General features: G+C 53.8%; 20 protein-coding genes. 8 read left to right on the top strand and 12 right to left on the bottom strand.

What is annotated here, in order from left to right; genetic code table 11:
• Positions 1-23: 23 nt before the first annotated feature.
• Positions 24-2,489, bottom strand: a complete 2,466-nt coding sequence (locus CKV66_RS04490) for a heavy metal translocating P-type ATPase (protein ID WP_085364002.1) — start codon at positions 2,487-2,489, stop codon at positions 24-26.
• 280 nt (positions 2,490-2,769) lie between these two features.
• Between CKV66_RS04490 and CKV66_RS12285 the strand changes: the two genes are divergently transcribed.
• The gene (locus tag CKV66_RS12285) at positions 2,770-2,928 is read left to right on the top strand and encodes a hypothetical protein (protein WP_169709797.1); all 159 of its coding nucleotides are present in this window, start codon (positions 2,770-2,772) and stop codon (positions 2,926-2,928) included.
• A gap of 81 nt (positions 2,929-3,009) precedes the next feature.
• Here the strand turns inward: CKV66_RS12285 and CKV66_RS12745 are convergent, their stop codons facing one another.
• Together CKV66_RS12745 and CKV66_RS04485 are read right to left on the bottom strand one after the other, a co-directional pair.
• The gene (locus CKV66_RS12745) at positions 3,010-3,138 is read right to left on the bottom strand and encodes a hypothetical protein (protein ID WP_258553601.1); all 129 of its coding nucleotides are present in this window, start codon (positions 3,136-3,138) and stop codon (positions 3,010-3,012) included.
• 3 nt (positions 3,139-3,141) lie between these two features.
• Positions 3,142-4,680 (bottom strand): BCCT family transporter, encoded by a 1,539-nt coding sequence (locus tag CKV66_RS04485; RefSeq protein WP_085364003.1) that lies wholly within the window; start codon positions 4,678-4,680, stop codon positions 3,142-3,144.
• A 317-nt stretch (positions 4,681-4,997) separates the two neighbouring features.
• On the opposite strand from CKV66_RS04485, the gene xseA reads away from it, so the two are divergent.
• Complete coding sequence (gene xseA / locus CKV66_RS04480) at positions 4,998-6,353, top strand: exodeoxyribonuclease VII large subunit (RefSeq protein WP_085364004.1); 1,356 nt, start codon at positions 4,998-5,000, stop codon at positions 6,351-6,353.
• Between the two features lie 214 nt (positions 6,354-6,567).
• On the opposite strand, the gene lpdA is transcribed toward xseA, so the two are convergent.
• From lpdA to aceE, 3 genes are all read right to left on the bottom strand, one after another.
• Entirely contained in the window at positions 6,568-8,349 is a 1,782-nt protein-coding gene (gene lpdA / locus CKV66_RS04475; RefSeq protein WP_085364053.1) for a dihydrolipoyl dehydrogenase, read from the bottom strand.
• A gap of 94 nt (positions 8,350-8,443) precedes the next feature.
• The gene (gene aceF, locus CKV66_RS04470) at positions 8,444-10,120 is read right to left on the bottom strand and encodes a dihydrolipoyllysine-residue acetyltransferase (RefSeq protein ID WP_085364005.1); all 1,677 of its coding nucleotides are present in this window, start codon (positions 10,118-10,120) and stop codon (positions 8,444-8,446) included.
• 132 nt (positions 10,121-10,252) lie between these two features.
• Positions 10,253-12,922: a pyruvate dehydrogenase (acetyl-transferring), homodimeric type gene (gene aceE, locus CKV66_RS04465; protein ID WP_085364006.1), complete on the bottom strand. Its 2,670-nt coding sequence runs from the start codon at positions 12,920-12,922 to the stop codon at positions 10,253-10,255.
• 346 nt (positions 12,923-13,268) lie between these two features.
• Between aceE and CKV66_RS04460 the strand changes: the two genes are divergently transcribed.
• On the top strand, positions 13,269-13,502 hold the full coding sequence (locus CKV66_RS04460; protein WP_085364007.1) for a hypothetical protein: 234 nt from the start codon (positions 13,269-13,271) through the stop codon (positions 13,500-13,502).
• Positions 13,503-13,580: 78 nt separating this feature from the next.
• Here CKV66_RS04460 and mutY read toward each other — a convergent pair whose 3' ends face one another.
• The 3 genes from mutY to CKV66_RS04445 form a co-directional block, all read right to left on the bottom strand.
• Complete coding sequence (mutY, locus tag CKV66_RS04455) at positions 13,581-14,630, bottom strand: A/G-specific adenine glycosylase (RefSeq protein ID WP_408633885.1); 1,050 nt, start codon at positions 14,628-14,630, stop codon at positions 13,581-13,583.
• Between the two features lie 201 nt (positions 14,631-14,831).
• On the bottom strand, positions 14,832-15,188 hold the full coding sequence (locus CKV66_RS04450) for a PilZ domain-containing protein (protein WP_085364009.1): 357 nt from the start codon (positions 15,186-15,188) through the stop codon (positions 14,832-14,834).
• A 13-nt stretch (positions 15,189-15,201) separates the two neighbouring features.
• Positions 15,202-16,179 (bottom strand): DNA polymerase III subunit delta', encoded by a 978-nt coding sequence (locus tag CKV66_RS04445; RefSeq protein WP_085364010.1) that lies wholly within the window; start codon positions 16,177-16,179, stop codon positions 15,202-15,204.
• A 185-nt stretch (positions 16,180-16,364) separates the two neighbouring features.
• On the opposite strand from CKV66_RS04445, the gene CKV66_RS04440 reads away from it, so the two are divergent.
• Positions 16,365-17,045: an epoxyqueuosine reductase QueH gene (locus CKV66_RS04440; protein ID WP_085364054.1), complete on the top strand. Its 681-nt coding sequence runs from the start codon at positions 16,365-16,367 to the stop codon at positions 17,043-17,045.
• 225 nt (positions 17,046-17,270) lie between these two features.
• Here CKV66_RS04440 and CKV66_RS04435 read toward each other — a convergent pair whose 3' ends face one another.
• Positions 17,271-18,014, bottom strand: coding sequence for a pseudouridine synthase (locus CKV66_RS04435; RefSeq protein ID WP_085364011.1), 744 nt, complete (start codon positions 18,012-18,014; stop codon positions 17,271-17,273).
• 296 nt (positions 18,015-18,310) lie between these two features.
• Between CKV66_RS04435 and CKV66_RS04430 the strand changes: the two genes are divergently transcribed.
• The gene (locus tag CKV66_RS04430; RefSeq protein WP_085359659.1) at positions 18,311-19,177 is read left to right on the top strand and encodes a phosphatidylserine decarboxylase; all 867 of its coding nucleotides are present in this window, start codon (positions 18,311-18,313) and stop codon (positions 19,175-19,177) included.
• Positions 19,178-19,285: 108 nt separating this feature from the next.
• On the opposite strand, the gene waaF is transcribed toward CKV66_RS04430, so the two are convergent.
• On the bottom strand, positions 19,286-20,293 hold the full coding sequence (gene waaF / locus CKV66_RS04425; RefSeq protein ID WP_085364012.1) for a lipopolysaccharide heptosyltransferase II: 1,008 nt from the start codon (positions 20,291-20,293) through the stop codon (positions 19,286-19,288).
• Positions 20,294-20,429: 136 nt separating this feature from the next.
• Positions 20,430-21,737: an aminotransferase class I/II-fold pyridoxal phosphate-dependent enzyme gene (locus CKV66_RS04420; protein WP_231990520.1), complete on the bottom strand. Its 1,308-nt coding sequence runs from the start codon at positions 21,735-21,737 to the stop codon at positions 20,430-20,432.
• A 251-nt stretch (positions 21,738-21,988) separates the two neighbouring features.
• Between CKV66_RS04420 and ccoG the strand changes: the two genes are divergently transcribed.
• The 3 genes from ccoG to CKV66_RS04405 all read left to right on the top strand — a co-directional run bounded on the left by ccoG (position 21,989) and on the right by CKV66_RS04405 (position 26,124).
• Complete coding sequence (ccoG, locus tag CKV66_RS04415) at positions 21,989-23,422, top strand: cytochrome c oxidase accessory protein CcoG (RefSeq protein WP_085364013.1); 1,434 nt, start codon at positions 21,989-21,991, stop codon at positions 23,420-23,422.
• A gap of 61 nt (positions 23,423-23,483) precedes the next feature.
• Positions 23,484-23,984 (top strand): FixH family protein, encoded by a 501-nt coding sequence (locus CKV66_RS04410; RefSeq protein ID WP_085364056.1) that lies wholly within the window; start codon positions 23,484-23,486, stop codon positions 23,982-23,984.
• Between the two features lie 271 nt (positions 23,985-24,255).
• Positions 24,256-26,124 carry an NAD(P)-binding protein gene (locus tag CKV66_RS04405; RefSeq protein WP_085364014.1) on the top strand — a complete coding sequence of 623 codons (1,869 nt, stop codon included), beginning with the start codon at positions 24,256-24,258 and terminating at the stop codon, positions 26,122-26,124.
• Positions 26,125-26,210 lie beyond the last annotated feature (86 nt).

Here is a 26,210-nt window from a genome sequence, read left to right as displayed (position 1 = left end):
AGAAATACAAAGGCCGTCTGAAATCAATTTACAGACGGCTTTTTCTTCAACAAACGCAAGGCGTTCGCCACTACCAACAGCGAGCTTAAGCTCATGCCCAAGGCGGCAATCCACGGGGTAACGTACCCGAACACGGCCAAGGGAATCACAATCAGGTTATACACGCTCGCCCAAATCAGATTTTGCCGGATAATCAGGCGGGTACGGCGGGCTTGGTTGATGGTGTTTGGCAATACGCGCATATCGTCGTTGAGCAGGATAACGTCGGCGCCTTCGCGCGCCACATCCGCACCGCCGGCTACGGCAACCGACACATCGGCCTGCGCCAACACGGGTGCATCGTTGATGCCGTCGCCAACCATCAGCACTTTACGCTGCTGCCGCTGCAAGGTTTCGACGTATGCGAGTTTGTCCTCCGGCAAAGCTTCTGCGCGGTAAGTATCCAAACCCAACGAAGCAGCAAGACCGGCTACGGCGGCTTCCCGGTCGCCGCTGAGCAGATGCAGACGCATGCCTTGTTTTTTCAGGGCGGCAATCATATCGGCCACACTTTCTTTGATTTCGTCTTCCAACAAAAAGGCCGTCTGAAAACTTTGCTCGTTGCCGAGATAAACGATGCTGCCGCTGTGTTCGATGTGTTCGGTCGGAAGCGGTACACCGGCAATGCCCGCTACAAAATCGGCTGTTCCCAATGCCCAGATTTGGGTTTCGCCGTTAACGGTAAGGCTGGCGCTCACGCCTTTTCCAACATGGTTGACACGCTGCCCGGCCTGCAATGCGGTAAGGTTGCCGCCGACTTGATCGGCGTAGCGGATGATGGCTTTGGCAATCGGATGTTCCGACTGGCTTTCCAGCGCTTTGGCAATGGCGGCGGCTTCTTCTGTTTTCAGACGGCCTAAAGCGATGGCGCGGGTCACGGCAAGTGTGCCTTTGGTGAGCGTGCCGGTTTTGTCGAATACCACATCATCGATTTGCGACAGGGTTTCCAAACTTCTGCTGCCGCTAACCAAGATGCCGTCTGAAGCCAGCATGCCCGTAGAGGCCGCCAGCGCAGTAGGCGTAGCGAGAGAAAGGGCGCACGGGCAGGTAATCACCAGCAGCGAAACGGTAATCCACAACGCCTGAAACGGCCCTGCGTAAATCGTCCAGCCGATAAACACGGGCACGGCGGCAATCAGCAGGCCGGACACGAAAGCAGAAGCATATTTATCGGCCATTTCCGCCAAACGCGGTTTTTGCGCCAACGCACGGTCGAGCAGTTTGACGATGTGCGACAAACGGGTATCGCCGCCCACTTGGTCGGTGCGGACAACCAGCGGGCTGAGGGTATTCAACGTGCCTGCAGTCACTTTGGCGTTTTGCTGTTTCAAAACGGGCAGGCTCTCGCCGGTGAGCATGGCTTCGTTGACTTCACTTTCTCCCGCCAGCACCGTACCGTCCACCGGAATCACTTCGCCCGGATACACCGCCACCACATCGCCGGTTTTAAGCTGCACCACCGCCGCTTCTTCGGCAGTATCGTTTTCAGGATAATTTGGCAATGTGTGGCAGAAAGCGGGAACAAGTTTCACCAAGCGCTCCGCCGCATCGCCTGCTTTGCGCCGCGCAATCTGCTCCATATAGCGCCCGCCCAGCAGGAAAAACACAAACATCGCCACCGATTCAAAATACATGCCCTGCCCTGCGTTGCTGATCAAGCCGTACACGCCCGCCAAAAACGTGAGCGAAATGGCAATGGCCACCGGCGTATCCATACCCATACGGCGGTTTTTCAGATCGCGCCAGAAACCTTTGTAAAACGGTACGGCAGAATAAAACATGGCCGGCAACACCATCAAAAATGCGCCCCAGTGCAGCACGCCCAAGTAAAGCGGTTCGATTTCGTTTCCATAAAGATAAGTCGGCACGGCAAACATCATCGTCTGCATCATAGACAGCCCGGCCACCGCCAACCGTATCAGCGCCTGTTTGCGTTCCGCCTGCATCTGCTCTTCCATTTTATGGGCGTCGTAAGGCACGGCGGTATAGCCGGTTTTCTGAATCAGCAACAAAATATCCGAAAGCGATACTTTATCGTTGTCCCACACAATGCGGACGCGGCGGGTGCTGTAATTCAAATCGGCACGCAAAACGCCTTCGGTACGCAGCAATTGCTGCTCAATCAGCCACACGCAGGCCGCGCAGGTAATCCCGCCGAGCATCAATACCGCCTCGCGCGCGCCGTCGGCAGCCGTTTCCACAAAGCCCGCCTGCACTTCCGGCATGTCGTAGAGTTTCAAGCGGTCGAGAATTTCCTGCGGCGGCAATGCAGCCCGCTCCGCATCGGCAGTACGCTGTTTGTAATAATTGCCCAGCCCCGCATCAATAATACTTTGAGCCACCGCTTGGCAGCCGGCACAGCAGGTATCGTGAGATTCGCCCTCGTAAACCACGGGCAAAGAAACGTTGTCGGGCACATCCAGCCCGCAATGGAAGCATGTTTTTTTCATGGGAAGGGATTGTACGCGCAGCCTATCTGCGGGGCAATCGGCCGTCTGAAAGCCATACGGATACTCAACCCCTATTCAAACAAACTACAATCTTAACCTTTTAATTACATATTTTTACAACAATAAGGGAACTCAACAAACAAAAGCATCAATTTGAATTGACATTAACGTTTTTTAATATCAAAATATTACGCAACGACTAGCGTTGTTTCCATTCATTTAAAATAAAAATAAAGATACAAATAATCACATAAATAAACATTTATTTACCGGAGAAGTTATGATTGAACGTCTTATGCCCATTTTTGCCGTGATCGGCATCCTTTCCACTTTGGGCTACGCAGGCTTGGCCGCATGGGCCATCTATTCCAACGTTGCCCAAATCAAAAAGAAACGTCTGTTCCCGATAGGCAGGCACTTGCCGAAAGTTTCCGATTAATCCGATTGATTAACGGATAAGGCCGTCTGAAAACGATGCTTGCAGGTTTTCAGACGGCCTTTATGTTTAGGGCTTATCAAATTATTCGTCTTTATCAAAAAAAGCCAGCTTGACCACATAACACAAAAACAACACCGTGAGCAGCAGCATCACCGTTTCCACAATATTGTCGTGCGTGCTTTGGTTCCAATAAAAAATTTCCTTGTTCACAAGCTACTCCTTTCCCTTCCGGCGCGGCACGTCGCGGTTGAGCTGCCGCCACAAAGCCGCAAACCACAGATACATCACAAACACAAACGGGAAGCCCGAAAACGACCCAACGGCCTTAATCCCTTCTATCTTTTCCGTCACAATCACCGCGTAGCTGATCAGCGTCATAAAAACACTCCACACTACCGCGCGGAATTTATTCTCAGTGCGGCCGTCGCTGCTGGTCATAATACCCAACGAAATCGCCGCGCTGGTTACGGTTGTCACGATAAAACCGAGAAACAGCGTAACCGTTACCAGCTTGGTGAAATCCGACAAAGGCAGCATATTGAGCAAATAGTAAAACGCGCCTTCGTAGTCGCCCTTATTGCCGATTTCCGCCAAACGCCCCGTGCCTTCAATCGTGTCCAGCAGGCTGAACCCCGAAAACACCGAAAACCAAATCACAATAAATCCGGCGGGCACCATTACCGATGCAAATACAAATTGGCGCAGCGTGCGGCCTCTGGAAATTTTGGCCAAAAACACGCCCACAAAAGGCGCCCAAGTTACCCACCACACCCAATACGCCATCGGATACCACACCACCCAATCGCGATTGTGAAACATATACAGCTGAAAGGAATGATGCACCGTTTTGGTCAGAATATTGCCGATGGAAACCACCATCGTGCTTAAAAAATAATGGGTCGGGCCAACCAAAAACACAAACATCAGCAACACAATCGACAAATAAACCGTCCAGTCGCCGAGAAATTTCATGCCCTTATTAATCGGCAGCACCGCACCCGAAGTGTAAAGCGCCGCCAGCACCACCAATACCACCGTTTTCCAAGCGATATTGTTGAACGACCCTCCCGTAATGATGCCCAACCCCGAAGCAATCTGCGCCGTTGCCATCGCAATCGAAGAAGACACCGACATCGCAATCGCCAAAATCGCCATCGCCGTCACGATGCCACCGAGCGGCCTTGCCCACTTTTTATGTTTAAACGCATATTGCAGCGGTGCCGCGGGCGTACATTCGGTTTTATGCTGGTAAGCAAAATAAGCCATTACCAAACCGGCAATCATGTACAGCGACCACGCGGGAATGCCCCACACGTGCAGCGCCAAGCTCATCGCATTTTCCACCCGTTGCGAATCGGTCAGCCCTTCCGCCTTCACGCCGATGGGCGAATGGAAGTAGTGCCACAAAGCCTCAATCGGCCCGAAAAACACAATGCCCACGCCGATACCCGCGGTAAACAGCATGTTCATCCACGAGAAAAACGAATATTCCGGCACCGCGTCTTGGCCGCCCAAGCGGATATTGCCGAAACGCGGCGACAGCGCCACCGCCAAGCCCACACCGCAGGCCAGCAGCGGCAGCCACATAATCAGCCAGTCGAATTTCAAGTAGAAAAACTTACCGATATCGGCAATCGTACCGGTCAGCAGCGTGGGCTTGATAACCGCAGTCAAAGCCATCAGGCCGACCAGCAGCGAAGTCCATAAAAAATAATTAGGGCGTTTAATAGGGGGATTTTCTTTTGCAGACATACACAACCTTTTCTTATTGATGATGAATAAAATGTTGTGCGGGCAAGACGTTATACGCTCGAAACACAAAGCGCATGTTTTTATGAAGTTTTATGCCGTGAATATTAACATCGAGTGTGAAAAACAAACAAGCCGGATAACTGGCGGCTTCCTGTATTTCCGCCTGCTGAAACGCAGCTTTTCTCCCAAATTTCCAAGCCGCCCAAGCAAATCAAACACAGCCCCTGCCTTTATGCCTGTACAAACGCTGAAAATCTCCCCTACCGCGCCGTTCGCCCTTTATAATTCCGACTTTTCAAAGTTTTTATCCGTCAACCATGTCCGAACTCTTCGCCCCTGCCGCCATTTCCGTTTCCGAACTCAACGCCTTAGCCAGAAGCCTGCTGGAAGACAACCTGTTCGGACTGTGGATAGCGGGCGAAGTGTCCAACCTTACCCGCGCAGCCAGCGGACATTACTATTTTTCGCTCAAAGACAGCCGTGCCCAAGTGCGCTGCGCCATGTTTAAAGGCACGGCAGCTAAATTGGCTGCACCGCTGAAAGAAGGCGACCACATCGAGCTGGCCGGCAAAATCAGCATTTACGAAGCGCGCGGCGAGTTTCAAATCACCGTAAACGAAGTGCGCTTGAAAGGTTTGGGGCAGCTTTACGAAGCCTATGAAAAGCTGAAAGCCCAATTGCAGGCCGAGGGCGTGTTTGCGGCGGAACGCAAAAAACCGCTGCCCGCCCATCCGCGCACCATCGGCATCGTAACCAGCCTTGCCGCGGCAGCTTTGCGCGACGTGGTCAGCACGTTGAAACGCCGTGCGCCGGAAATCCCTGTGATTGTGTACCCGACCGCCGTACAAGGCGCGGGCAGCGAATTTCAGATCGCCCAAGCGATTCAGACGGCCTCTGCGCGTGCCGAAGCAGACGTTCTAATCGTGTGCCGCGGCGGTGGCAGCATCGAAGATTTGTGGGCGTTTAACGAAGAGCCTGTGGTGCGGGCGATTGAAGCGTGCGAAATTCCCGTGGTCAGCGGTGTCGGGCACGAAACCGATTTCACGCTGGCGGATTTTGTCGCCGACGTGCGCGCGCCTACGCCCACGGGTGCAGCGGAACTGGTCAGCCCCAACCGCTTGGAATCGCTACACAAACTCGCGCAGGCACAAGGCCGTCTGAAAACCGTGTTGGAACAACGATATTACGATGCCTGCCAGCGCGTCGATTGGTTCGCCCGCCAAATCCGCCACCCGCAGCAAAAGCTGAACGAACAACGCAACCAACTTGCCGCCTTGCAACAATCGCTGCGCTTTTCCATGCAAAACAACCATCGCTTCAATGTGCAGAAGCTCGCCCGCCAGCAGCAAACCCTCGCCCATCTGCGCCCCGATATTTCGGCGTCCAAACGAGACGTAATGCGTTTTCAGACGGCCTTACAGCAAAGCCGTTTGTCTTTGTTCGCGCTGTACCGCCAACGCCTCGAGAAACAGGCCGCCCTGCTCGAAGCCGTGTCGCCGCAGCACATTTTGGAACGCGGCTTCAGCGTGGTTAAAAACAGCCGCGGCCAAGTCATCCGCAGCGCCCATGCTTTGAAGCAAGGCCAGAAGCTGCACATTACCTTTGCCGACGGCGAAACCGACGTGCGCGTAACCAGCGAACACAAACAGCCGGATTTGTTTGATTATTCTTAAAACCTGAGCGTATCGGGTGCTTATGAAAGTACAAAGGCCGTCTGAAATTTTTCAGACGGCCTAACCTTTCGCAGGATTCGGGTAACAGTATTAAAAATTTTGATATAGTCCGCAAGCAAACTTCGCGTTGAAATTGATCTGCCCCACATTCAGCATACCAAAAGGCCGTCTGAAAAATTTCAGACGGCCTTTGTCTCAATAAAATGAGTTCAGCTTACTTCTTACGTTGCGGAGGCAGGTCGGTACATGTGCCCAAAGCCACTTCCGCAGCCATGCCGATGCTTTCGCCCAGCGTCGGGTGCGGGTGGATGGTTTTGCCGATGTCCGCCGCATCGCAACCCATTTCAATCGCCAAGCAAATTTCGCCGATCATATCGCCGCCGTTGGGGCCGACGATACCGCCGCCGATGATTTTGCCGCTTTCCGCGTCAAAAATCAGCTTGGTAAAGCCTTGGTCGCAACCGTTGGCAATCGCACGACCCGAAGCCGCCCATGGGAAATTGGCTTTAGTGATTTTAATGCCGTGCTCTTTGGCAGAAGTTTCGGTTACACCCACCCAAGCCACTTCGGGCGCGGTGTAGGCTACACCCGGAATCACGCGTGCATCGAAATAGGCTTTATGGCCTGCACAGTTTTCAGCGGCAACATGGCCTTCGTGCACGGCTTTATGCGCCAACATGGGCTGGCCGACGATATCGCCGATGGCGTAAATGTGCGGCACATTGGTACGCTGCTGCTTGTCCACTTCGATAAAGCCGCGGTCGGTTACGGCAACACCGGCTTTTTCGGCACCGATCAGCTTACCGTTAGGCGCACGGCCTGCGGCAACCAATACGGTATCGTAGCGTTGCGGCTCTTTGGGCGCGTTGGCACCTTCAAAAGTAACGTAAATACCGTCTTCTTTCGGCTCAACGGCAACGGTTTTGGTGTTGACCATAATATTGTCGAAACGGTATTCGTTTTGCTTTTGCCACACTTTAACCAAATCACGGTCGGCACCCTGCATCAAGCCGTCCATCATTTCCACAACGTCCAAGCGCGTACCCAGCGTGCTGTACACCGTACCCATTTCCAAACCGATAATACCGCCGCCGATAATCAGCATTTTGCCCGGCACTTCTTTCAAGGCCAGCGCACCGGTAGAGTCGATGATGCGCGGGTCTTCAGGAATAAACGGCAGGTTCACCACGCGGCTGCCCGCTGCGATGATGGCGTTTTTGAATGCAACGGTTTTCTTCTCGCCGGTTTCTTCTTTACCTTCGCCGGAAGTCAAGGCCACTTCCATATGGTTCGGGCCGACAAACTGTCCGTTACCGCGGATAACATCCACTTTACGCATTTTAGCCATACCGGCCAAACCGCCGGTCAGCTTGCCGATCACTTTTTCTTTGTAGGCGCGCAGCATGTCGATATCCAGCTCAGGCTCGGGATATTTGATGCCGTTCTCAGCCAAATGACGCACTTCGTCAATCACAGCGGCGTTGTGCAGCAAGGCTTTGGAAGGAATACAGCCCACGTTCAGACACACACCGCCCAAAGTAGCGTAGCGTTCGACAATAGCCACTTTCAAACCTTCATCTGCTGCGGCAAAAGCAGCAGAGTAACCGCCCGGGCCGCCGCCCAACACCACTACGTCGTATTCGGCATCGGCAGAACCGCTGAATTGGGCGGCTTGCGGTGCGGGCGCAGCCGCTTTGGGCGCTTCTTCTTTCACGGGCGCAGGGGCTGATTCGGCTTTCGGTGCTTCAGCTGCGGCACCGGCGGCTTCAATCACGGCAATCACGCCGCCTTCGGAAATTTTGTCGCCTACTTTGACTTTTACTTCTTTAACCACGCCGGCAGCTTCGGCGGGTACGTCCATAGTCGCTTTGTCGGTTTCCAAAGTAACCAACGTATCTTCAAGCGCCACGGTATCGCCTGCTTTGATTTCCACGGCGATGATATCCACGTTTTCGTGGCCGCCGATATCGGGAACCTTGAGTTCAATCAAGCTCATTGTTAAACCTTTCAGTAAAGCAGCTTTATACATACTGCTTTCATTAAATCTTGTTTCAGACGGCCTCTGATTGCCAAAGGCCGTCTGAAAAGCCTTACAGCACTACGCGGCGGAAGTCTTTCAACAGGTTCGCCAGATACACGGTAAAGCGCATACCGGCCGCACCGTCGATCACGCGGTGGTCGAACGACAGGCTCAACGGGCACATCAGGCGCGGTTCAAAGGCCGAGCCGTTCCATACCGGTTTCATTTGTGATTTGCACACGCCCAAAATGGCCACTTCGGGTGCGTTCACAATCGGCGTAAAGCTTGTACCGCCGATGCCGCCCAAGCTGGAAATAGTAAAGCAGGCGCCTTGCATTTCGTTGGGCTTGAGTTTGCCTTCGCGGGCTTTTTTGCTCAATTCGGTCAGCTCTTGGGAAATTTCTTTCAAGCCTTTCTTATCGACATCTTTAATCACCGGCACAACCAAACCGTTGGGCGTGTCGGCGGCAAAGCCGATATTGTAGTATTTCTTCAGAATCAGGTTTTCGCCGTCGAGAGAAGAATTGAACTCGGGGAAGGCTTTCAATGCGGTTACGGAAGCTTTGATAATGAACGCCAGCGGCGACAGTTTCACACCTTCGCGCTCCCATTCTTTGTTCAACGTTTTGCGGAACTCTTCCAGCTCGGTCATATCGGCTTCGTCGTTCACGGTAACGTGCGGGATAACCACCCAGTTGCGCGACAGGTTTTGACCGGAAATTTTCTTAATGCGGGAAAGTTCTTTCACTTCGATTTCGCCGAACTTGCTGAAATCGACTTTCGGCCACGGCAGCAAGTCCAAACCGCCGCCCAATGAAGCGGTTGCAGCAGCAGGCGCAGCTTTGCCCGCACCGCCCTGCATGGCGGCTTTAACGAAGGCTTTGATGTCTTCGCCGACGATACGGCCTTTCAAGCCCGTACCTTTTACCAAACTCAAATCCACACCCAATTCGCGCGCCAGTTTGCGTGCAGACGGGCCGGCATGGGCTTTGGCAAATGCCGCTTCGTTTACCGGCGTGTTGCCGAATGCGGCAACCGGAGCGGCATCGGCTTTAGGCGCGGCAGGAGCCGGAGCGGCTTGTTGTGCGGGAGCGGCTGCGGGTGCTTCGGCTTTCACTTCTTGAACCGGTGCGGCAGCGGCAGCGGCACCGCCTGCGGTTTCCACTTCGATAATTTGCGTACCTTGCGAAACTTTGTCACCCACTTTCACATACACGGCTTTCACTACGCCGGCAGCGGTGCTGGGCACATCCATAGTGGCTTTGTCGGTTTCCAAAGTAATCAGGGTATCGTCTTCCGATACGGTATCGCCTACTTTGATTTCTACGGCAATCACGTCCACATTGTCGTGGCCGCCGATATCGGGCACTTCCACTTTAACGGTTGCACCGCCTGCGGCCGGCGCGGCTGCGGGTGCGGTTTGCTCCGGAGCGGGAGCCTGTTCGGCCTGTTTTTCTGCGGCGGCAGGAGCGGCTTCTGCAGCAGGGGCTGCTTCTGCTGCCGCACCGGCTGCTTCTACCAGCACAATCACGCTGCCTTCGGAAACCTTGTCGCCCACGTTCACTTTTACTTCTTTCACGACACCGGCCGCATCGGCAGGTACGTCCATAGTGGCTTTATCGGTTTCCAACGTAATCAGGGTATCGTCGACTGCGATGGTATCGCCCGCTTTCACTTCAACGGCAATCACATCTACATTGTCATGGCCGCCGATATCGGGCACTTTGATTTCTACGATTTGACTCATCGTTTTTTCCTTTAACAACCGCAACAACCAACTGCTGCGGCATGTTGTTTTGTTTAAAACTAAAATCTATTTGCAAAGCGAAAAGTATCTTTCAGACGGCCTCTATCGTTTCGAGGCCGTCTGAAAATATCATTAACGCTTCCAGCTCGGCGCGGTATCGGTTTTGATGCCGTATTTTTCGATGGCTTGCTGCACCACCACTTTTTCAATTTTGCCTTGCTCGGCCAATGCGTTCAGGGCGGTAACGACAACGTGGCGGCTGTCTACCTCGAAGAAATCGCGCAGGTTGGCGCGTGAATCGCTGCGACCGAAGCCGTCGGTACCCAAAACGTGGTAATCGTTGGGGATGTGGGCGCGGATGCGGTCGGCGAAATTGCGGATGTAGTCGGTAGAAGCAACCACGGGGCCTTCATGGCCTTGCAACTGTTGGGCTACAAACGGCAATTTGTTTTCTTCCATCGGGTGCAGGCGGTTGTAGCGTTCCACTTCGATGGCATCGCGGTAGAGCATATTGAACGACGGTACGGCCCAAACGTCGGCTTCTACGCCGAAATCGGCTTTCAGCATGTCGGCGGCTTTGATGACTTCGTTCAAAATCACGCCCGAACCCATCAATTGTACTTTCTTGTCGCTCTTCGCACCTTCGCGGAACAAATACATACCTTTCAGAATTTCTTCTTCGATGCCTTTGCGTTGCGGCATGGCAGGATGTGCGTAGTTTTCGTTCATCACGGTCAGGTAGTAGAACACGTCTTCTTGTTCCACATACATGCGGCGCAAACCGTCTTGAATAATCACGGCCAACTCATATTGGAAAGTCGGGTCGTAAGACAGGCAATTCGGAATCAAATCGGCCTGAACATGGCTGTGGCCGTCTTCGTGCTGCAAGCCTTCGCCGTTCAGCGTGGTGCGGCCTGCGGTACCGCCTACCAAGAAGCCGCGTGCGTGCATGTCGCCCGCCGCCCAAGCCAAATCGCCTACGCGTTGGAAACCGAACATTGAGTAGTAAATGTAGAACGGAATCATGGCGTAACGGTTGTTGGCATAGCTGGTTGCCGCGGCAATCCAGTCGGCCATCGCTCCCGGCTCGTTAATACCTTCCTGCAACATCTGACCGTCGGTAGATTCTTTATAGAACATCAGCTGGTCTTTATCTTGCGGGGTGTATTGTTGGCCTTTCGGATTCCAAATACCGTATTGGCGGAACATACCTTCCATACCGAAGGTGCGGCTTTCGTCGGGTACGATAGGTACGATGCGTTTGCCGATTTGTTTGTCTTTCAGCAAGGTAGAAAGGATACGCACGAATGCCATGGTGGTAGAGAACTCGCGGTCGCCACTGGTTTGCAGCTGTGCGTCAAAAGCGCTCAGTTCGGGCACGGGCAATGCTTCGTTGTTGGGGTTGCGTTGCGGCAGGTATCCGCCCAAAGCGTTGCGGCGTTCGCGCAGGTATTTCATTTCTTCGCTGTCTTCGGGGAAGCGGTAGTAAGGCAAATCGCCGCTTTCGATTTGCTCGTCGCTTACCGGAATGCCGAAACGGGTACGGAATTTTTTGAGTGATTCCACATCCATTTTTTTGGCTTGGTGGGCAACGTTTTGACCTTCGCCGGCAGAACCCATGCCGTAACCTTTAATGGTTTTGGCCAAAATCACGGTCGGACGGCCGTTGGCGTTATGGGTGGCTTCGTAATAGGCTGCATATACTTTATGCGGGTCGTGGCCGCCTCGGTTCAACGCCCAAATTTCGGCGTCAGACATATTGGCTACCATGGCTTTCAGTTCGGGCGTGTTGAAGAAGTGCTCGCGCACATACGCGCCGTCTTTGGATTTGTAGGTTTGGTAGTCGCCGTCCAAACACTCGTTCATGCGCTGTTTCAGGGCGTTGTTAGTATCGTTGGCCAGCAGCGCATCCCAGCGGCTGCCCCAAATCACTTTCAATACGTTCCAACCGGCGCCGCGGAAGTTGCCTTCCAATTCTTGAATGATTTTGCCGTTACCGCGTACCGGGCCGTCCAAGCGTTGCAGGTTACAGTTAATCACGAAAATCAGGTTGTCCAAACCTTCGCGGGCGGCCAGTGAAATTGCGCCTTGGCTTTCCGGTTCGTCCATTTCGCCGTCGCCGCAGAATACCCATACTTTGCGGCCTTTGGTTTTGGTCAGGCCGCGTGATTCCAGATATTTCAGGAAGCGGGCTTGGTAAATGGCCATCAACGGGCCCAAACCCATAGATACGGTGGGGAACTGCCAGAAATCGGGCATCAGGTGGGGGTGCGGGTAAGAAGACAGGCCTTTGCCGTCCACTTCTTGGCGGAAGTTGTCGAGCTGCTCTTCGGTCAGACGGCCTTCAACGAAAGCACGGGCATAAATACCGGGGGCTGAGTGGCCTTGGATAAATACCATATCGCCCTCTTCGCCGTCGCCTTTGGCTTTCCAGAAGTGGTTGAAGCCGACGTCGTACAAAGTGGCTGCGGATTGGAAAGAAGCGATATGACCGCCCAACTCCAGATCTTTTTTACCTGCACGCAATACCATAGCGGCTGCGTTCCAGCGGATGATCGAACGGATGCGGTGTTCCAATTCATGGTTGCCCGGCGATTTTTGCTCTTTGCCCACCGGAATGGTGTTCAAGTAAGCGGTGGTCGCGTCAAACGGCATGTGCACGCCGCGGCGGCGGGTATATTTCACCAATTGTTCCAGCAGGAAATGTGCGCGGCTTTCGCCTTCGGCTTCCAATACTGAGCTTAACGCGTCCAGCCATTCCTGGGTTTCAATCGGATCAGCGTCTTGGATTTGGGTCGACATAATCTATCCCTTCTGTTGAGTTTCAGAATCAGCCTGTTCAGACGGCCTCTTCTATTTTCGTTTATGAAACCTGCCCGGCTTTCTTGCTTTTCAGCGTCCGGCCAAGATACCAGCAATACATACTTCTTAATATTCAATGCACTAATAAAAGCGTTAGCATATTAATGCTTTATTGATATTTAAACAGAGTGAAAAACTGCGTTTGAATATATGTTACTTAATGCGAAATCCTATCAGTAAACGGGATTGCTGGCAAATAGACGTGAAGTTTGAGGCTGCTGTTTTGAACATGCGCAGCCGATAAAATGTTCTGTTTGGAAAATATAAATAGAGAAATACTGTAAAAATGTTTTATTTCGAAAAAACAATAAACAAAATCGAACAATTTGAAAATGTAAAAATAGTGGTGGCAAAAACTTTTTCAGAATATTCACAGGCGGATATCTGCACGCGCGGCCGAGCTGTTTTTACGCTTGAAGAATTTAAGCGGAAGCCGCAGCAGCCATACCACAAAGTTTCAGACGGCCTTACCGAGCTTACGGTTAATCAGCCGTTAAATCTCATGCCCGCCCTGCTCTGAATCCGGCACAAGCAAAACGCAAGGCAATTCAACAGCACTTTTTAATCGAAAACCAGCTGCGCGCCCCGCTTTTCAATCTCAACGCCGCGAACCGCCGGCAAAATAGTTTTCCAAAGGCTTAGGCAAACCGTAGCTCTGCAAATCTTTTTCGGCTACCCAAAGGCCGTCTGAACCGTTTTCAGACGGCACCTTCACATCGGCAACGGCGGTAAACGGCGTAATCAACAGCAAGCGGTGGGTGAGGCGGTGGGTTACGGGCGCAGCTTCTTCGAGGCCGTCTGAAAAAACGGAAAAATGTTCCGCGCGGCGGTGCAGTTCGGCCAGCGTTTCAAAACAAGGCACGCAATACAGGCCGCCCCAAATGCCTTTTTGCGGGCGCTTTTCCAGCCATACGCCGCCGTTTTGATTGCGCAGCATCAGCCAATACAGCGGCAAGGTGTGCACTTGCGGCGGCGTTTTTTTCCGTGGCAGCTCGGCAATGCGGTTTTGGGCTTTGGCCTCGCACATGCTTTCCATCGGACATTCGCCGCATAAGGGTTTGGTGCGTTTGCACACGGTTGCGCCCAAGTCCATCAGACCTTGCGTGTAAGCGGGCATGTCTTCGCGCCGTTCCGGCAGCAGGCTTTCGGCCAATGCCCACAGTTCGTTTTCAAATTTTTTGTCGGCCGGATTGCCGTCGCGCGCAAACACGCGGCACAAAACGCGTTTGACATTGCCGTCTAAGATGGTTTCGCGCCGGAGAAAGGCAAATGCGGCAATGGCGGCGGCGGTGCTTCGGCCCACGCCGCACAGTTTTTCCAACCCTTCGCGGCTTTCGGGGAACACGCCGCCGAAATCGTTTACCACCTGCTGCGCGGCTTTATGCAGGTTGCGCGCGCGGGTGTAATAACCTAGGCCCGCCCACAAGCTCAATACTTCGTCTTGCCCGGCTTCGGCAAGGCTTTGAACGGTGGGGAATCGGGCGATAAAGCGGGGGTAATAATCCAATACGGTGGTGACTTGCGTTTGCTGCAACATGATTTCCGACAGCCACACGTTGTAGGCATGGCGAACCTGCCACGGCAGATGGTGGCGGCCGTGCGTTTTTTGCCAGCGGATAAGGCGTTCGGAGAAGGAAGATGCAGACATAACCATCGTATGAAAAAGGATATTTGAAGAGAAAAACGAAACCGGTGTTTTTGAAATGCACTCCGTTTTAACGGAAAACAATACGGTGCGTTCAGATAAGTTTGAGGCCGTCTGAATCTTTGTTTTCAGACGGCATCGTTAAGTTTGCCCAAGCGCTACCATTGAAAAAGCCGGAAACTCTGCCCGGCCTTAGCATCTTGTTTACAGCGTAAAAGTAGCGCGGTCGCTGCGGATGCTGGAACCCAATTCGGCTTCGATCAGGTTTTTGGTTTGGATGCAGATTTCGTCGTCGCTGAAAGCCAAGCCCACACCTTTGGGGCGGTTTACCGACGTGCGCGCGGGGTTGATCCAAGCGACTTGGGTGCGCAGGAATTTTTTGCCGGGGTGGTTGGTCAATTCCAACGCCAGCAGCACTTCTTCGCCCAACGAAAACGCATCGTCAGTCGGCACAAACAGGCCGCCGTGTTCCAAGAACGGCATATAGCAGTTGTAGAGCGCCACTTTTTCTTTTAATTGCAAAGTCATCATTTTGCCCGGCAGGTCTTTTGCAGAATTCATAATTTTCCCTTATTTATTTGTTTTGCCAAAAGTTAAGATATTCAGTGAGTAAGTATTCGAGCTGCATTTTAACACTCAAGGTGTGGTGTCCGTAAGGGCTTAAGCGGTTCAGACGGCCTATTAGTGCAAACAATGCCGCCGGAGAAGTTTTCGCGCCCGTTTTTTCCAGCACGGCTGCGTATTCGGGGTAATACAGCGGCGGCATATGCTGTTGCGCCAAACCCACATCCAGCAGCCATTTGTGCAGCCAGTCGAGAAAAACCGCCAGCGGCTGCTTGTGTTTGTCGAACGCGGCGGCGTAATCGAGAATCGCCAGCAGGCGCGGGGCGGCGAGCAGGTCGAGCAGCTCTTCGCGCAAGTCGTCCAATTCGGGCGTGTGTTCAAACAGCGGCGCGCCGCCGTGAAAAGCCAGCAGCGCTTCGGCGTGTTCGGTGCCGCGTTCCTGCAAATATTGCAGAGCTTCTTCGTGCGACGGCGCGGGCAGCACCATTTGGCGGCAGCGGCTTTTGATGGTGGGCAGCAATTTGTCGCGCGCGTGCGTTACCAGCAGAAACACCACGTTTTCAGGCGGCTCTTCCAACACTTTCAGCAATCCGTTGGCCGCCTGAAGATTCATGCTTTCGGCCGGATGCACCAACACAATCCGCCTGCCGCCGCGCACGGAAGTTAAATGAATGTTGTCGACAATATCGCGCACGGCATCGATTTTAATCTGCAACAGCTTGCGCCCCACCGCCTCGCCTTCGGGGATTTCCGGCGTCAGCTCGTAAAAATCGGGATGGCTGTTTTGCCCGAACAAATGGCACGACGGGCAAACGCCGCACGGCCCGCCTGCCGCATCGGGTTGTTCGCACAGCAAGGCTTGCGCGGTGTGGCGGGCAAACGCGGTTTTGCCGGTGTTTTCCTTGCCGGTAAACAGCCATGCGTTGGGCAGGCTTTGCCGGTGCGCGGCGATTTGCTGCCATTGGGTTTGATGCCACGGATAAATCATGTGAACGGAGCGCGTTGAAAAAGAAAGCGGATATTATACCCAATAACCTTATCTTTCAGACGGCCATATTTCAGACGGCCTGACACGCCGGCCTGCGTTCTGCTAAAATACACGCCAAATCAACTATATTTTCAGACGGCCTCATGATTAAAGGCCGTCTGAAACCTTTTTTGGCAGACCACATTATGAACGACAAACCCGAAGTTACCCCCATCGACCGCCCCGTGCTGAACCCGCCCGGCGGCGAGAAAAAAGTGCTGCTGCATTCCTGCTGCGCCCCCTGTTCCGGCGAAGTGATGGAGGCCATGCTCGCCAGCGGCATTGATTTCACTATCTTTTTCTACAACCCCAACATCCATCCGAAAAAAGAATACGAAATCCGCAAAAACGAAAACATCGCGTTTGCCGAGAAACACAATATTCCTTTTATCGACGCGGATTACGATGTAGACAACTGGTTCGAGCGCGCCAAAGGTATGGAGATGGATCCCGAACGCGGCCGCCGCTGCACCATGTGTTTCGACATGCGTTTCGAGCGCGCCGCCCTTTATGCCCACGAACACGGCTTTCCCGTGCTCACCAGCTCTTTGGGCATCTCGCGCTGGAAAAACATGAACCAAATCAACGACTGCGGCCACCGCGCCGTCGCCCCTTACGATGATGTGGTGTATTGGGATTTCAACTGGCGCAAAGGCGGCGGCAGCGCACGCATGATCGAAATCAGCAAGCGCGAACATTTCTACCAGCAGGAATACTGCGGTTGTGCGTATTCGTTGCGCGATACCAACCATTGGCGTAAATCGCAAGGCCGTCCGCCGATTAAAATCGGTGTGAAATATTACGGCGACGAAGAAGAAGCCGAATAATCACTTCCGTATCAATACAAGTTAAGAGGCCGTCTGAAAAAACTTTCAGACGGCTTCTTTTTAATGTTTCACATCCGACAACATATTGAATAATCAAACCGAACTCTGTGCAAAATCAGCAATCATGCCGCAATATTTGCGTTCAAAACCCGCAAAACGCGCTTTCAGACGGCCTCAAATCTCACAAGGCTTGCCGCGCGGATATTGCACGGTTGTCAGGCTCAATCAAAACTGCTCGTCATGGCGCAGATAACGCCATTTTCCCGGCGGCAGGCGGCCCAATTTCACTTTGCCCATGCGGATGCGTTTCAGGCCGGTAACGCGCAGGCCGACTAATTCGCACATGCGGCGGATTTGGCGTTTTTTGCCTTGTTTCAACACAAAGCGCAGTTGGTCTTCATTTTGCCATTCCACTTGCGCAGGCTTGAGCTTTTCGCCGTCGAGGCTCAAGCCGTGATTGAGCAGTTTCAAACCTTCGTCGCTCAACTTGCCGCGCACGCGCACGAGGTATTCTTTTTCGCTGCTGCTGTTCTCGCCGATGAGCTGTTTGGCGATGCGGCCGTCTTGCGTCAACACCAGCAAGCCTACCGAATCAATGTCCAAACGCCCCGCCGGTGCCAGCCCGAAGCGGTGTTTTTCGCTGAACTCGATGCGGCTGGTGTCGCCTTCCCAATGGTTTTCGGGCGTAATCAGTTCGGCGGCCGATTTATAGCCTTTTTCGGCCTGTGCGCTTACATAACCCACCGGCTTGTTGAGCAGAATCGTTACCCGCTGCGCCTGCTTTTCGTGCGCCTGTTTGTTGAGGTCGATGCGGTCGGCGGCGGTCACTTTTTGACCGAGTACGGCGGTTTGCCCGTTGACTTTGACCCAGCCTTGCTCGATGTAGCTGTCGGCTTCGCGGCGGGAACACAAGCCCAACTCGGCCATGCGTTTGGAGAGGCGTACCGGTTCGTTAGAGGGTGGTTGCATGATAAAAAAAGCCTTTCAGACGGCCTGAAACCTTTGCCGCGCCCACCGTCTGCTTGGCGCGCGTTCCGCCGGAAACCGCGCCCGCAACCGGTGCCGGCACGCATACCGCAGGCCATCGGTTAACCGATTATGTGTTAAAACGCAATTATATAGTAGGGAAGGCATCCTTGCCCGCCCTAAGTCCGATATGTTTTTCAGACGGCCTATGCACCTGCGCCCACCGTCTGCTTTGCCCTTTACCCGCGGTTATCGGCTATAATTCGAGAGATATTTTCATTTGCACAAAAGGAAACGCCATGCCCAGTTTTTACCCTCATCCGATTATTGCCCGCGAAGGCTGGCCGTTTATCGTCGGCGGTTTGATCATCAGCATTCTGGTTACGGTGTCGGCAGGTTGGTGGTCGCTGCCTTTCTGGGTGTTTACCGTTTTCGCATTGCAGTTTTTCCGCGACCCCGCGCGCCCTACCCCTCAAGACGAAGATGCGGTGTTAAGCCCTGTGGACGGCCGCATCGTGGTGGTTGAACGCGCTACCGACCCCTACCGCCAAGTCGAATCGTTGAAAATCAGCGTATTTATGAATGTGTTTAACGTACACTCCCAACGCTCTCCCATCGACGGCACGGTTACAGCGGTGGAATACAACCCCGGCAAATTTTTAAATGCCGCGCTCGACAAAGCCAGCACCGAAAACGAACGCAACGCGGTATTGGCCACCACCCGCAGCGGCCGTGAAGTAACTTTCGTGCAGGTGGCCGGCTTGGTGGCACGCCGTATCTTGTGCTACACCCGCGTGGGCGACACGCTGCGCCGCGGCGAGCGTTACGGCTTTATCCGCTTCGGTTCGCGTGTTGACGTATATCTGCCGTTGGACGCACAGGCGCAAGTGGCCATCGGCGACAAAGTAAGCGGCACCAGCACCATTTTGGCACGCCTGCCGCTGACCGCGCCCGCTGCGCCGCACACCGAATCTGTTCCCCAAGCTGCCGAAGTCAAAGCGGTACAAGAGGTGGCAGCAACCGCACACCATCCCGCAACCGAGCCCGCCGCGCCCGTGGCTGCTGAAGCGGTTGAAACCGGCCACACCGTCAGCCAAACCGACATCGAAGCCTCTGCCGACAAAGTGCGCGCAGCGGTTGAAAAAGAATTCGGCAAGCAGGAATAAGGTTTTTTCGCACCCTGCTTTTTTGGTCTGATAAAGGCCGTCTGAAAAAATCCCGCAGCTCTTGTTACAAGAAACTGCGGGATTTTTTCAGACGGCCTCAAACTTTATTTACAAACTTTCCAATGCCTGCTGCACGCGGTCGGGCGTTAGCTTGTTCAAACAATCCATATGCCCCAACGGACATTCACGCTGAAAGCACGGCGAACAGTCCAAATTCAAACTCACTATGGCGGCCTGCTTGCTGAGCGGCGGCGTATGGTCGGCGCTGGAAGAGCCGTAAACCGCCACCAGTTTGCGCCCCAACGCGGCGGCCAAGTGCATCAGGCCGCTGTCGTTGCACACTACTGCGTCGGCACATCCGAGCAAATCTATCGCTTCCGACAAACTGGTTTTGCCGCACAAATTGACACACAGGCCGTCTGAAAGCGTATTGATTTCTTCCGCAATATCAAAATCTTTTTGCGAACCAAACAGCCAAATCTGCCAACCTTGCGCCTGATAACGGCGGGCGAGTTCGGCAAAATGGCGCGCGGGCCAGCGTTTGGCCGGACCGAATTCCGCTCCGGGGCAAAACGCCAGCACAGGCTTTTCGGTGTTCAGACCGTGCGCGGCCAAAGCGGCGCGGCGGCTTTCGGGCTTGATGCTGAAAAGAGGATGGTCGGAATGGCCGTTGAAATCGGCTTGAGAAGGATGCGCCAGCGCGGTGTAGCGGTCCACCATCAAAGGCAGCGCCTGTTTGTCGAGCTTGCGGATATCGTTGAGCAGCAGGTAACGCGATTCCCCCACATAACCGGTGCGCTTTTTGATGCCGGTAGCCGCGGCAATCAGCGCCGACTTGAGCGAACCGGGCAGCACAATCACCTGATCATAGCCGCGCTTGCCCAATGCCCTGCCCGTTTGAATGCGTTTTTTGAGTTGCAAAGCGCCGTGTCCGAATGGGTTTTCAATAATGTCGTTCACCTCGGGCATGCACTCGAACACCGCCAACGACCATTTCGGCGCAAACACGTCGATCGTGGCGCCGGGGTTCAGCTCGTGCAAACGCCGGTACAGCGGCTGGGTCATCACGCAATCGCCGATCCAGCTCGGCGAAATAATCAGAATTTTTTTAGACATATTTTTGTGGATAGGGATTTGCGGCTTGTGTAGGTTTTAGTCTGAAACTGAAAACCGCCGAAACACGGCGCGTTTGTCAGGCGGTGTATTGTACCGTTATTCAGGCAACGGCAAACCAACTTTATCAACCGACAATTCAATACAGGCTTCTGCCGCCGGCGGCCAGCGTGTCGGCGATATCGTCGGCCAATGTATCGCAATCCTCCAAACTTAAATTGCCGATGGTAATGCGCACGGCGGGCTGCTTGGAAAGATTGCACGCCGCACCGCTTTGCACCGCCCAGCCTTTGGCCGCCAAAAACTGAATCACTTGCGCTTCGTTATGCACAGGCAGCCAGATATGCTGGCCTTCCCCGCCGCTTCCGGGCACGCGGATGCCGTGTTTTTGCAGGCTTTCGATTAAACGGCAACGGCGTGCGTGATAGCTGTCTGCAATAGCCTTGAGGCCGTCTGAACCGAGCTGCCGCCACAGTTGCAAAGTAACATGCTGCAAGAGTTTGCTGATCCAACGCGGCCCCAGCGAAAAGCGTTTTTTCATGGCGTTTAAAGTGTGGCCGTTGCCCGCCGCCACGGCAATCCGCGCATCGGTGCCGAGAAATTTGCTGGTCGATGTACTGTAAATCCATTCGTTATCAAAACCTTGCATACCGTGAAACGGATGGCGGCTGAGCGCGCCCCAATGGTCGTCCACAATCAGCAGCGCATTATGTTGCGACAACGCCCGCTGCCATTCCTGCCAGCGGCGGCGGCTGTAACAAATCCCCGTCGGGCTGTGTGCTCGCGCCGTTAAGATAACCGCAGACACACCGCTTAAGCAGTCATCATGCTCCGGCACCAGCGCGCCTTCTTCGTCCAATTCGGCGGGGACGGCTTCGAGGCGCAGGTTCGACAGCAAGGCCAGCAACGGCAGCCAGCAAGGGCTTTCCACCAACACTTTGGCTCCGGGCATACACCGCTGGCTGAGGGCGCGTTCCATAATGTCCAAGCTGCCGGAAAACAACACTATCTCGCTGCTTTCAATGCCGGTGTTGTCACGCAGCCAATGTTTGATATGCGCCATCAACTCGGGATTGTCGCCCCTGCCGCCGACGTCGGTTGCCAAATGGTAGCCGTCCAGCAACGAAGGCGGCAGCTCGGGCAGCAACCTGCGGTCGACATTCCCTGAAGCCAAATCCACCAAGCCTTTAGGCACGGCGCTTTCGGTGTGCAGGATTTCGGTTTTCTCCGGCACAAAACTGCCGCGCCGCCCGTCGGTGGTAATGATGCCGGCATCGCGAAGCTGCTTGTAGGCCGCGGATACGGTATTGGGATTCACGCCCAAATCTTCGGCCAAACTGCGCACGGTAGGCAAACGGTATCCCGCAGGCCACACTTCTTCGCGTATCAGGCAGCTGATGGATTGGGCGATATTGACAGCGGTGCTTCCTTTAGGTTTTAATTCCACAATACAAAATCCGTTTTGTTCTAATACAAAATAATTTAATGGATTTTTTCTTGAGAGGCAAGCGTTACTTGCTATGCGCACTACTCCGCACGGCAAGGCGCAAACGCAAACCTTGATGCTTTCGGCTGTTTCAGACGGCCTCCTGTCTTAACCTTCTTAAAGGCCGTCTGAAATCATGAAACTGTTATAATAAGCAAATCAGGCCGTTGGAAAACGCGCCGTAAAACATAAAAAATTTAAGGAACACCGTGATGTCTAGCGAACAGAAAGACAAAACACCCAACCGGCCCAAAGAGCAGGTTATCCAACTTTACCAGGGATCCAAACGCATTCACCCCAAACTGGCCAAAGGCCGCTACACCAATCTGCGCATCTTGGCGGTATTGGTCACGCAATTTGTGTTTTATGTGATTCCGTGGTTCAACTGGAGCGGCCGCCAAGCCGTATTGTTTGATATTCCCGAGCGCCATTTTTATATTTTCGGCCTTTCGCTGGGCTTGGGCGATTTGATTTATCTGGCGTTGCTGCTGATTATTTCGGCGTTCGGCCTGTTTTGGTGGACGACCATCGCAGGCCGTTTGTGGTGCGGCTATTCCTGCCCGCAAACGGTGTACACCGAAATCATGTTGTGGATAGACCATTTCGTCGAAGGCGACCGCAACAAACGCCTCAAGCTCGACAAAGAGCCGTGGAATTTCCGCAAAATCCGCATCAAGCTGACCAAGTACCTGCTGATTTTCGCCGTGTGCGCGTGGACGGGCATTACTTTCGCCGGCTGGTTTACCCCCATCCGCGAATTCGTACCGGCCATTTTCACCTTGCAGGCAGGCGGCGGTTCGCTGTTTGCCGCTGCGTTCTACGGCTTCATGACGTGGCTGATGGCGCACCAAATGCGCGAGCAGGTGTGTAAATACATGTGCCCGTATGCCCGCTTCCAAAGCGCGATGTTTGATAAAGACACGCTGATTATTTCTTACGACGAAGAGCGCGGCGAACCCCGCGGCGCCCGTAAGAAAAACGCCAGCAAAGAAGACACCCAGCTTGGCGACTGCATCAACTGTACCATGTGCGTGCAGGTATGCCCCGTCGGCATCGACATCCGCGACGGCCTGCAATACCAATGTATCGGTTGCGCCGCCTGTATTGATGCCTGCGACGAAATCATGGATAAAATGAATTATCCGCGCGGTCTCATCCGCTACACCACCGAAAGCGCGTTGAAACACGAATACGCCGACAAAGACATCAAAAAACGCCTGCTGCGCCCGCGCGTGTTGGGCTACGGAGCGGTATTGTTCGTGGCTGTGATCGCCATGATTGCCGGCATCGCCACCCGCGAAACTATGAGCGTGGACATCATCAAAGACCGCGGCGTAATGCTGCGTGAAAACAGCAACGGCTGGCTGGAAAATGCGTACAATCTGCGCATCATCAACGACAGCGAAAAAGAACAGGTATTGACCGCCAAAGTGAGCGGTTTCGATGAAATCGCCCTCACCGGCCTGCTTTCAGACGGCCTCAAAGTGCCGCCGAAAGAAACCATAACCGTGCCGGTGCAAGTATCGACGATTCCCGAATACGCCGATAAAGGCAGCCATCCGATTATGTTTGAATTTACCTATCGAGAAAGCGGCAGCGAAGAAGTCAACACCATTACTGAAAAATCATCGTTTATCGGAGAATAATGTGACCGACCACCGCACACAATCGAAAGTCTGGTACAAAGAGCCGTGGCCGTGGCTGTTGATGGCAGGCCCCGCCATTGTGGTGGCTGCGGCTTTCTATACCTTTTATTTGGCGAAAAGCAATTCCGCCGACTTAGTGAGCGACGATTACTACAAAGACGGCAAACACATCGACCTGCAACTGCACCGCGACGAAGAAGCCGTTAAGCTCGGCATCAACGTCCAAGTGCTGTTCAACCCCGATAAAAACGCTGCCAAAGTATTCGTCAGCGGCAATTTCGACCGCACCCAGCCTTTGAATTTGGTATTGATGCACCCCGCCAAAAAATCGGACGACCAAACCGTGAAACTGCACGCCACCCAAAGCGGCACGCTTTCCGGCGATAAAACCGAATACAGCGCCGTCTTCAAACCGCTGCCCTCCACCCACCATTGGTATGTGCGGGTAGAAGACGCGGCAGGTAAATGGCGCGTAGAAGAAAAATGGATTGAAAACCAAGGCTATGCCGTCAACCTCAAGCCTAAGGAAAAGCTGGTAAACGTGCCTGCCGGCAAGCCGTAATGCCGAGCACGCCACAAGTAAACACAGGCCGTCTGAAAAATTCAGACGGCCTTCTCGATTGAAGCCTTACCTGTCGTAAATATCAATCACCAAACCATGTTTTTTCATCCGATTTATGGCCTGAATAAAGCATAATTTGTTAGACTTATGCCCTTTTAAATTCAACCCTTTTCAGACCCGCCGCACACACATCAGGCCGTCTGAAAATGCAGCCCGCTTCATATCGCAGGCCACAAAATAACATATCTTACTCATATCAATCAGGAAGTTTATGAAACGCAAACTCTCGCGCCGCGCATTCCTAGCCGGCTCCGCCGCCGTTACCGGCACAGCGATGCTGGGCGGTTATAAAATCTACAAATTATTTTCCCCGCAAACGCTCGAATCTTCCGTTAATGCCGCCGTCAACGCCACCTACTACCCGCCCGCCCTGCTCGGCTTGCGCGGCGATGTCGACGGCGTTCAGCGCGCCGCCCACAGCCTTGCTCTGCAAAACAAACCCTACACCCTGCCCGGTGCGGCCGAAGAAGAATACGACCTTGTTGTCGTCGGCGCCGGCATCAGCGGCCTGACCGCAGCCTACCTGTATCAACAGCAACGCCCGCAAGCCAAAATCCTGATTCTCGACAACCACGACGATTTCGGCGGCCATGCCCAGCGCAACGAATTTACCGTAAACGGCCGATTGCTGATTTCTTACGCAGGCAGCGAATCCATCGATTCACCGAAGTCTGAATACTCCAAAGAATCGCTCGCCCTACTCAAAGAGCTTGGCATCGACTACAACAAGTTTGAGCAATACTTCCATCAAGATTTATACGAAACCACGCGCAAACTCAAAGAAGGCGTTTTCTTCAGCCAAGCTTCGTTCGGTAAAAACACCGTCGTCCGCGGCATACCCGAAGTCGGCGAAGAGAGCGCGGCAGACATCATCAAGCAATTCCCCTTGCCCGATGCCGACAAAAAAGCCCTGACCGAGCTGTACACCTCGACCACCGATTATCTCGAAGGCAAAACCGACAGCGAGCGGATCAGCTTTGCCGAAAACACCAGCTATTACAACTTCCTGAAAAACGAAGTTCAGCTGCCCGAAGGCGCGTTGAAATACCTCAAAAACATCAGCTCGGAATACTGGGGGCATGCCATCAACGCCATTTCCGTACAAGAAGCCTTTGAAGACGGCTACCCCGGCGTACAAAACCTCGGCTTGGAAAAAGAAGAATCCGAAGAAGAACCCTACATCTACCATTTCCCCGACGGCAACGCTTCCATCGCCCGCATGCTCGTGCGCAAGCTGATTCCGGCAGTCGCCCCCGGCTACACCATGGAAGATGTTGTGTTAGCCAAATTCGATTACAGCAAACTCGACCTGCCCGAAAACCGCGTACGCCTGCGCCTCAACAGCACCGCCCTGCTGATGGAAAACCAGCCCGACGGCAGCGTTGCCGTGGCCTATATGCCGCACGATGCCGAAGCGCTCAAACAGGTTAGCGCCAAGAAAGCCATTTTTGCCGGACACAGCGTGTTGGCTGCCCGCGTGATTCCCCAAATGCCCGACGCCCAAAAAGCCGCCGCACAAACCACCATCAAAGTGCCGATGGTGTACGGCAAAGTCGTGGTCAAAAACTCCAAAGCGTTCCAAAAGCTCGGCGTACACTCGCTCTACGCGCCCGACGCCCCGTATTGCTTGGTCAAACTCGACGACCCCGTGAGCATGGGCGGCTACCAGTTCCCCCAAACGGCAGACGATCCAATGGTCATCCACATGGTGCGCATTGCCACCGACTTCACCGGCCAAACCGCGCGCGACATGTATAAGAGCGGCCGCCGCGCCTTAAACAACCAAAGCTACGAAAGCCTCGAAAAAGAGATGCTCGACCAGCTGCGCAGCATCTACGACGCCGCCGGAGAAAAACTCGACAGCGTCTTAATGGCCGTTACCCTCAACCGCTGGGCGCACGGTTACAGCTACGAGCAAACCGGCTTGTGGGATTCGGATAGCAGCGCGGAAAACGCCACTTCCACCATGCAGCAGCAGATAGGCAACATCTTCATCGCCGGTGCCGATGCCGCATGGATGCCGTATGTACACGGCGCCATCGACCAAGCCTACCGCGCCGTAGCGGAAGCTTTGGCTTAATGCCCGTAGCGTTTACTGCGTGATTCATCAGGCATTCAGGCCGTCTGAAAACTGATTTTCAGACGGCCTGAATGCTTTATATCGCA

It is taken from the genome of Neisseria zoodegmatis (assembly GCF_900187305.1).
Taxonomy (GTDB): domain Bacteria; phylum Pseudomonadota; class Gammaproteobacteria; order Burkholderiales; family Neisseriaceae; genus Neisseria; species Neisseria zoodegmatis.
Note: the sequence above shows the minus strand (reverse complement) of the source record. Positions and strands in the feature narration are given on the sequence as shown.

Coding starts and splice junctions, on each gene's coding strand:
- CKV66_RS04450 (WP_085364009.1), bottom strand. CDS start 15,188: ATGAATTCTGCAAAAGACCTGCCGGGCAAAATGATGACTTTGCAATTA.
- CKV66_RS04490 (WP_085364002.1), bottom strand. CDS start 2,489: ATGAAAAAAACATGCTTCCATTGCGGGCTGGATGTGCCCGACAACGTT.
- CKV66_RS04485 (WP_085364003.1), bottom strand. CDS start 4,680: ATGTCTGCAAAAGAAAATCCCCCTATTAAACGCCCTAATTATTTTTTA.
- CKV66_RS12285 (WP_169709797.1), top strand. CDS start 2,770: ATGATTGAACGTCTTATGCCCATTTTTGCCGTGATCGGCATCCTTTCC.
- CKV66_RS04460 (WP_085364007.1), top strand. CDS start 13,269: ATGTTTTATTTCGAAAAAACAATAAACAAAATCGAACAATTTGAAAAT.
- CKV66_RS04430 (WP_085359659.1), top strand. CDS start 18,311: ATGCCCAGTTTTTACCCTCATCCGATTATTGCCCGCGAAGGCTGGCCG.
- mutY (WP_408633885.1), bottom strand. CDS start 14,630: ATGTCTGCATCTTCCTTCTCCGAACGCCTTATCCGCTGGCAAAAAACG.
- CKV66_RS04445 (WP_085364010.1), bottom strand. CDS start 16,179: ATGATTTATCCGTGGCATCAAACCCAATGGCAGCAAATCGCCGCGCAC.
- waaF (WP_085364012.1), bottom strand. CDS start 20,293: ATGTCTAAAAAAATTCTGATTATTTCGCCGAGCTGGATCGGCGATTGC.
- aceE (WP_085364006.1), bottom strand. CDS start 12,922: ATGTCGACCCAAATCCAAGACGCTGATCCGATTGAAACCCAGGAATGG.
- CKV66_RS04405 (WP_085364014.1), top strand. CDS start 24,256: ATGAAACGCAAACTCTCGCGCCGCGCATTCCTAGCCGGCTCCGCCGCC.
- xseA (WP_085364004.1), top strand. CDS start 4,998: ATGTCCGAACTCTTCGCCCCTGCCGCCATTTCCGTTTCCGAACTCAAC.
- lpdA (WP_085364053.1), bottom strand. CDS start 8,349: ATGAGCTTGATTGAACTCAAGGTTCCCGATATCGGCGGCCACGAAAAC.
- aceF (WP_085364005.1), bottom strand. CDS start 10,120: ATGAGTCAAATCGTAGAAATCAAAGTGCCCGATATCGGCGGCCATGAC.
- CKV66_RS04410 (WP_085364056.1), top strand. CDS start 23,484: ATGGCAGGCCCCGCCATTGTGGTGGCTGCGGCTTTCTATACCTTTTAT.
- ccoG (WP_085364013.1), top strand. CDS start 21,989: ATGTCTAGCGAACAGAAAGACAAAACACCCAACCGGCCCAAAGAGCAG.
- CKV66_RS04435 (WP_085364011.1), bottom strand. CDS start 18,014: ATGCAACCACCCTCTAACGAACCGGTACGCCTCTCCAAACGCATGGCC.
- CKV66_RS04440 (WP_085364054.1), top strand. CDS start 16,365: ATGAACGACAAACCCGAAGTTACCCCCATCGACCGCCCCGTGCTGAAC.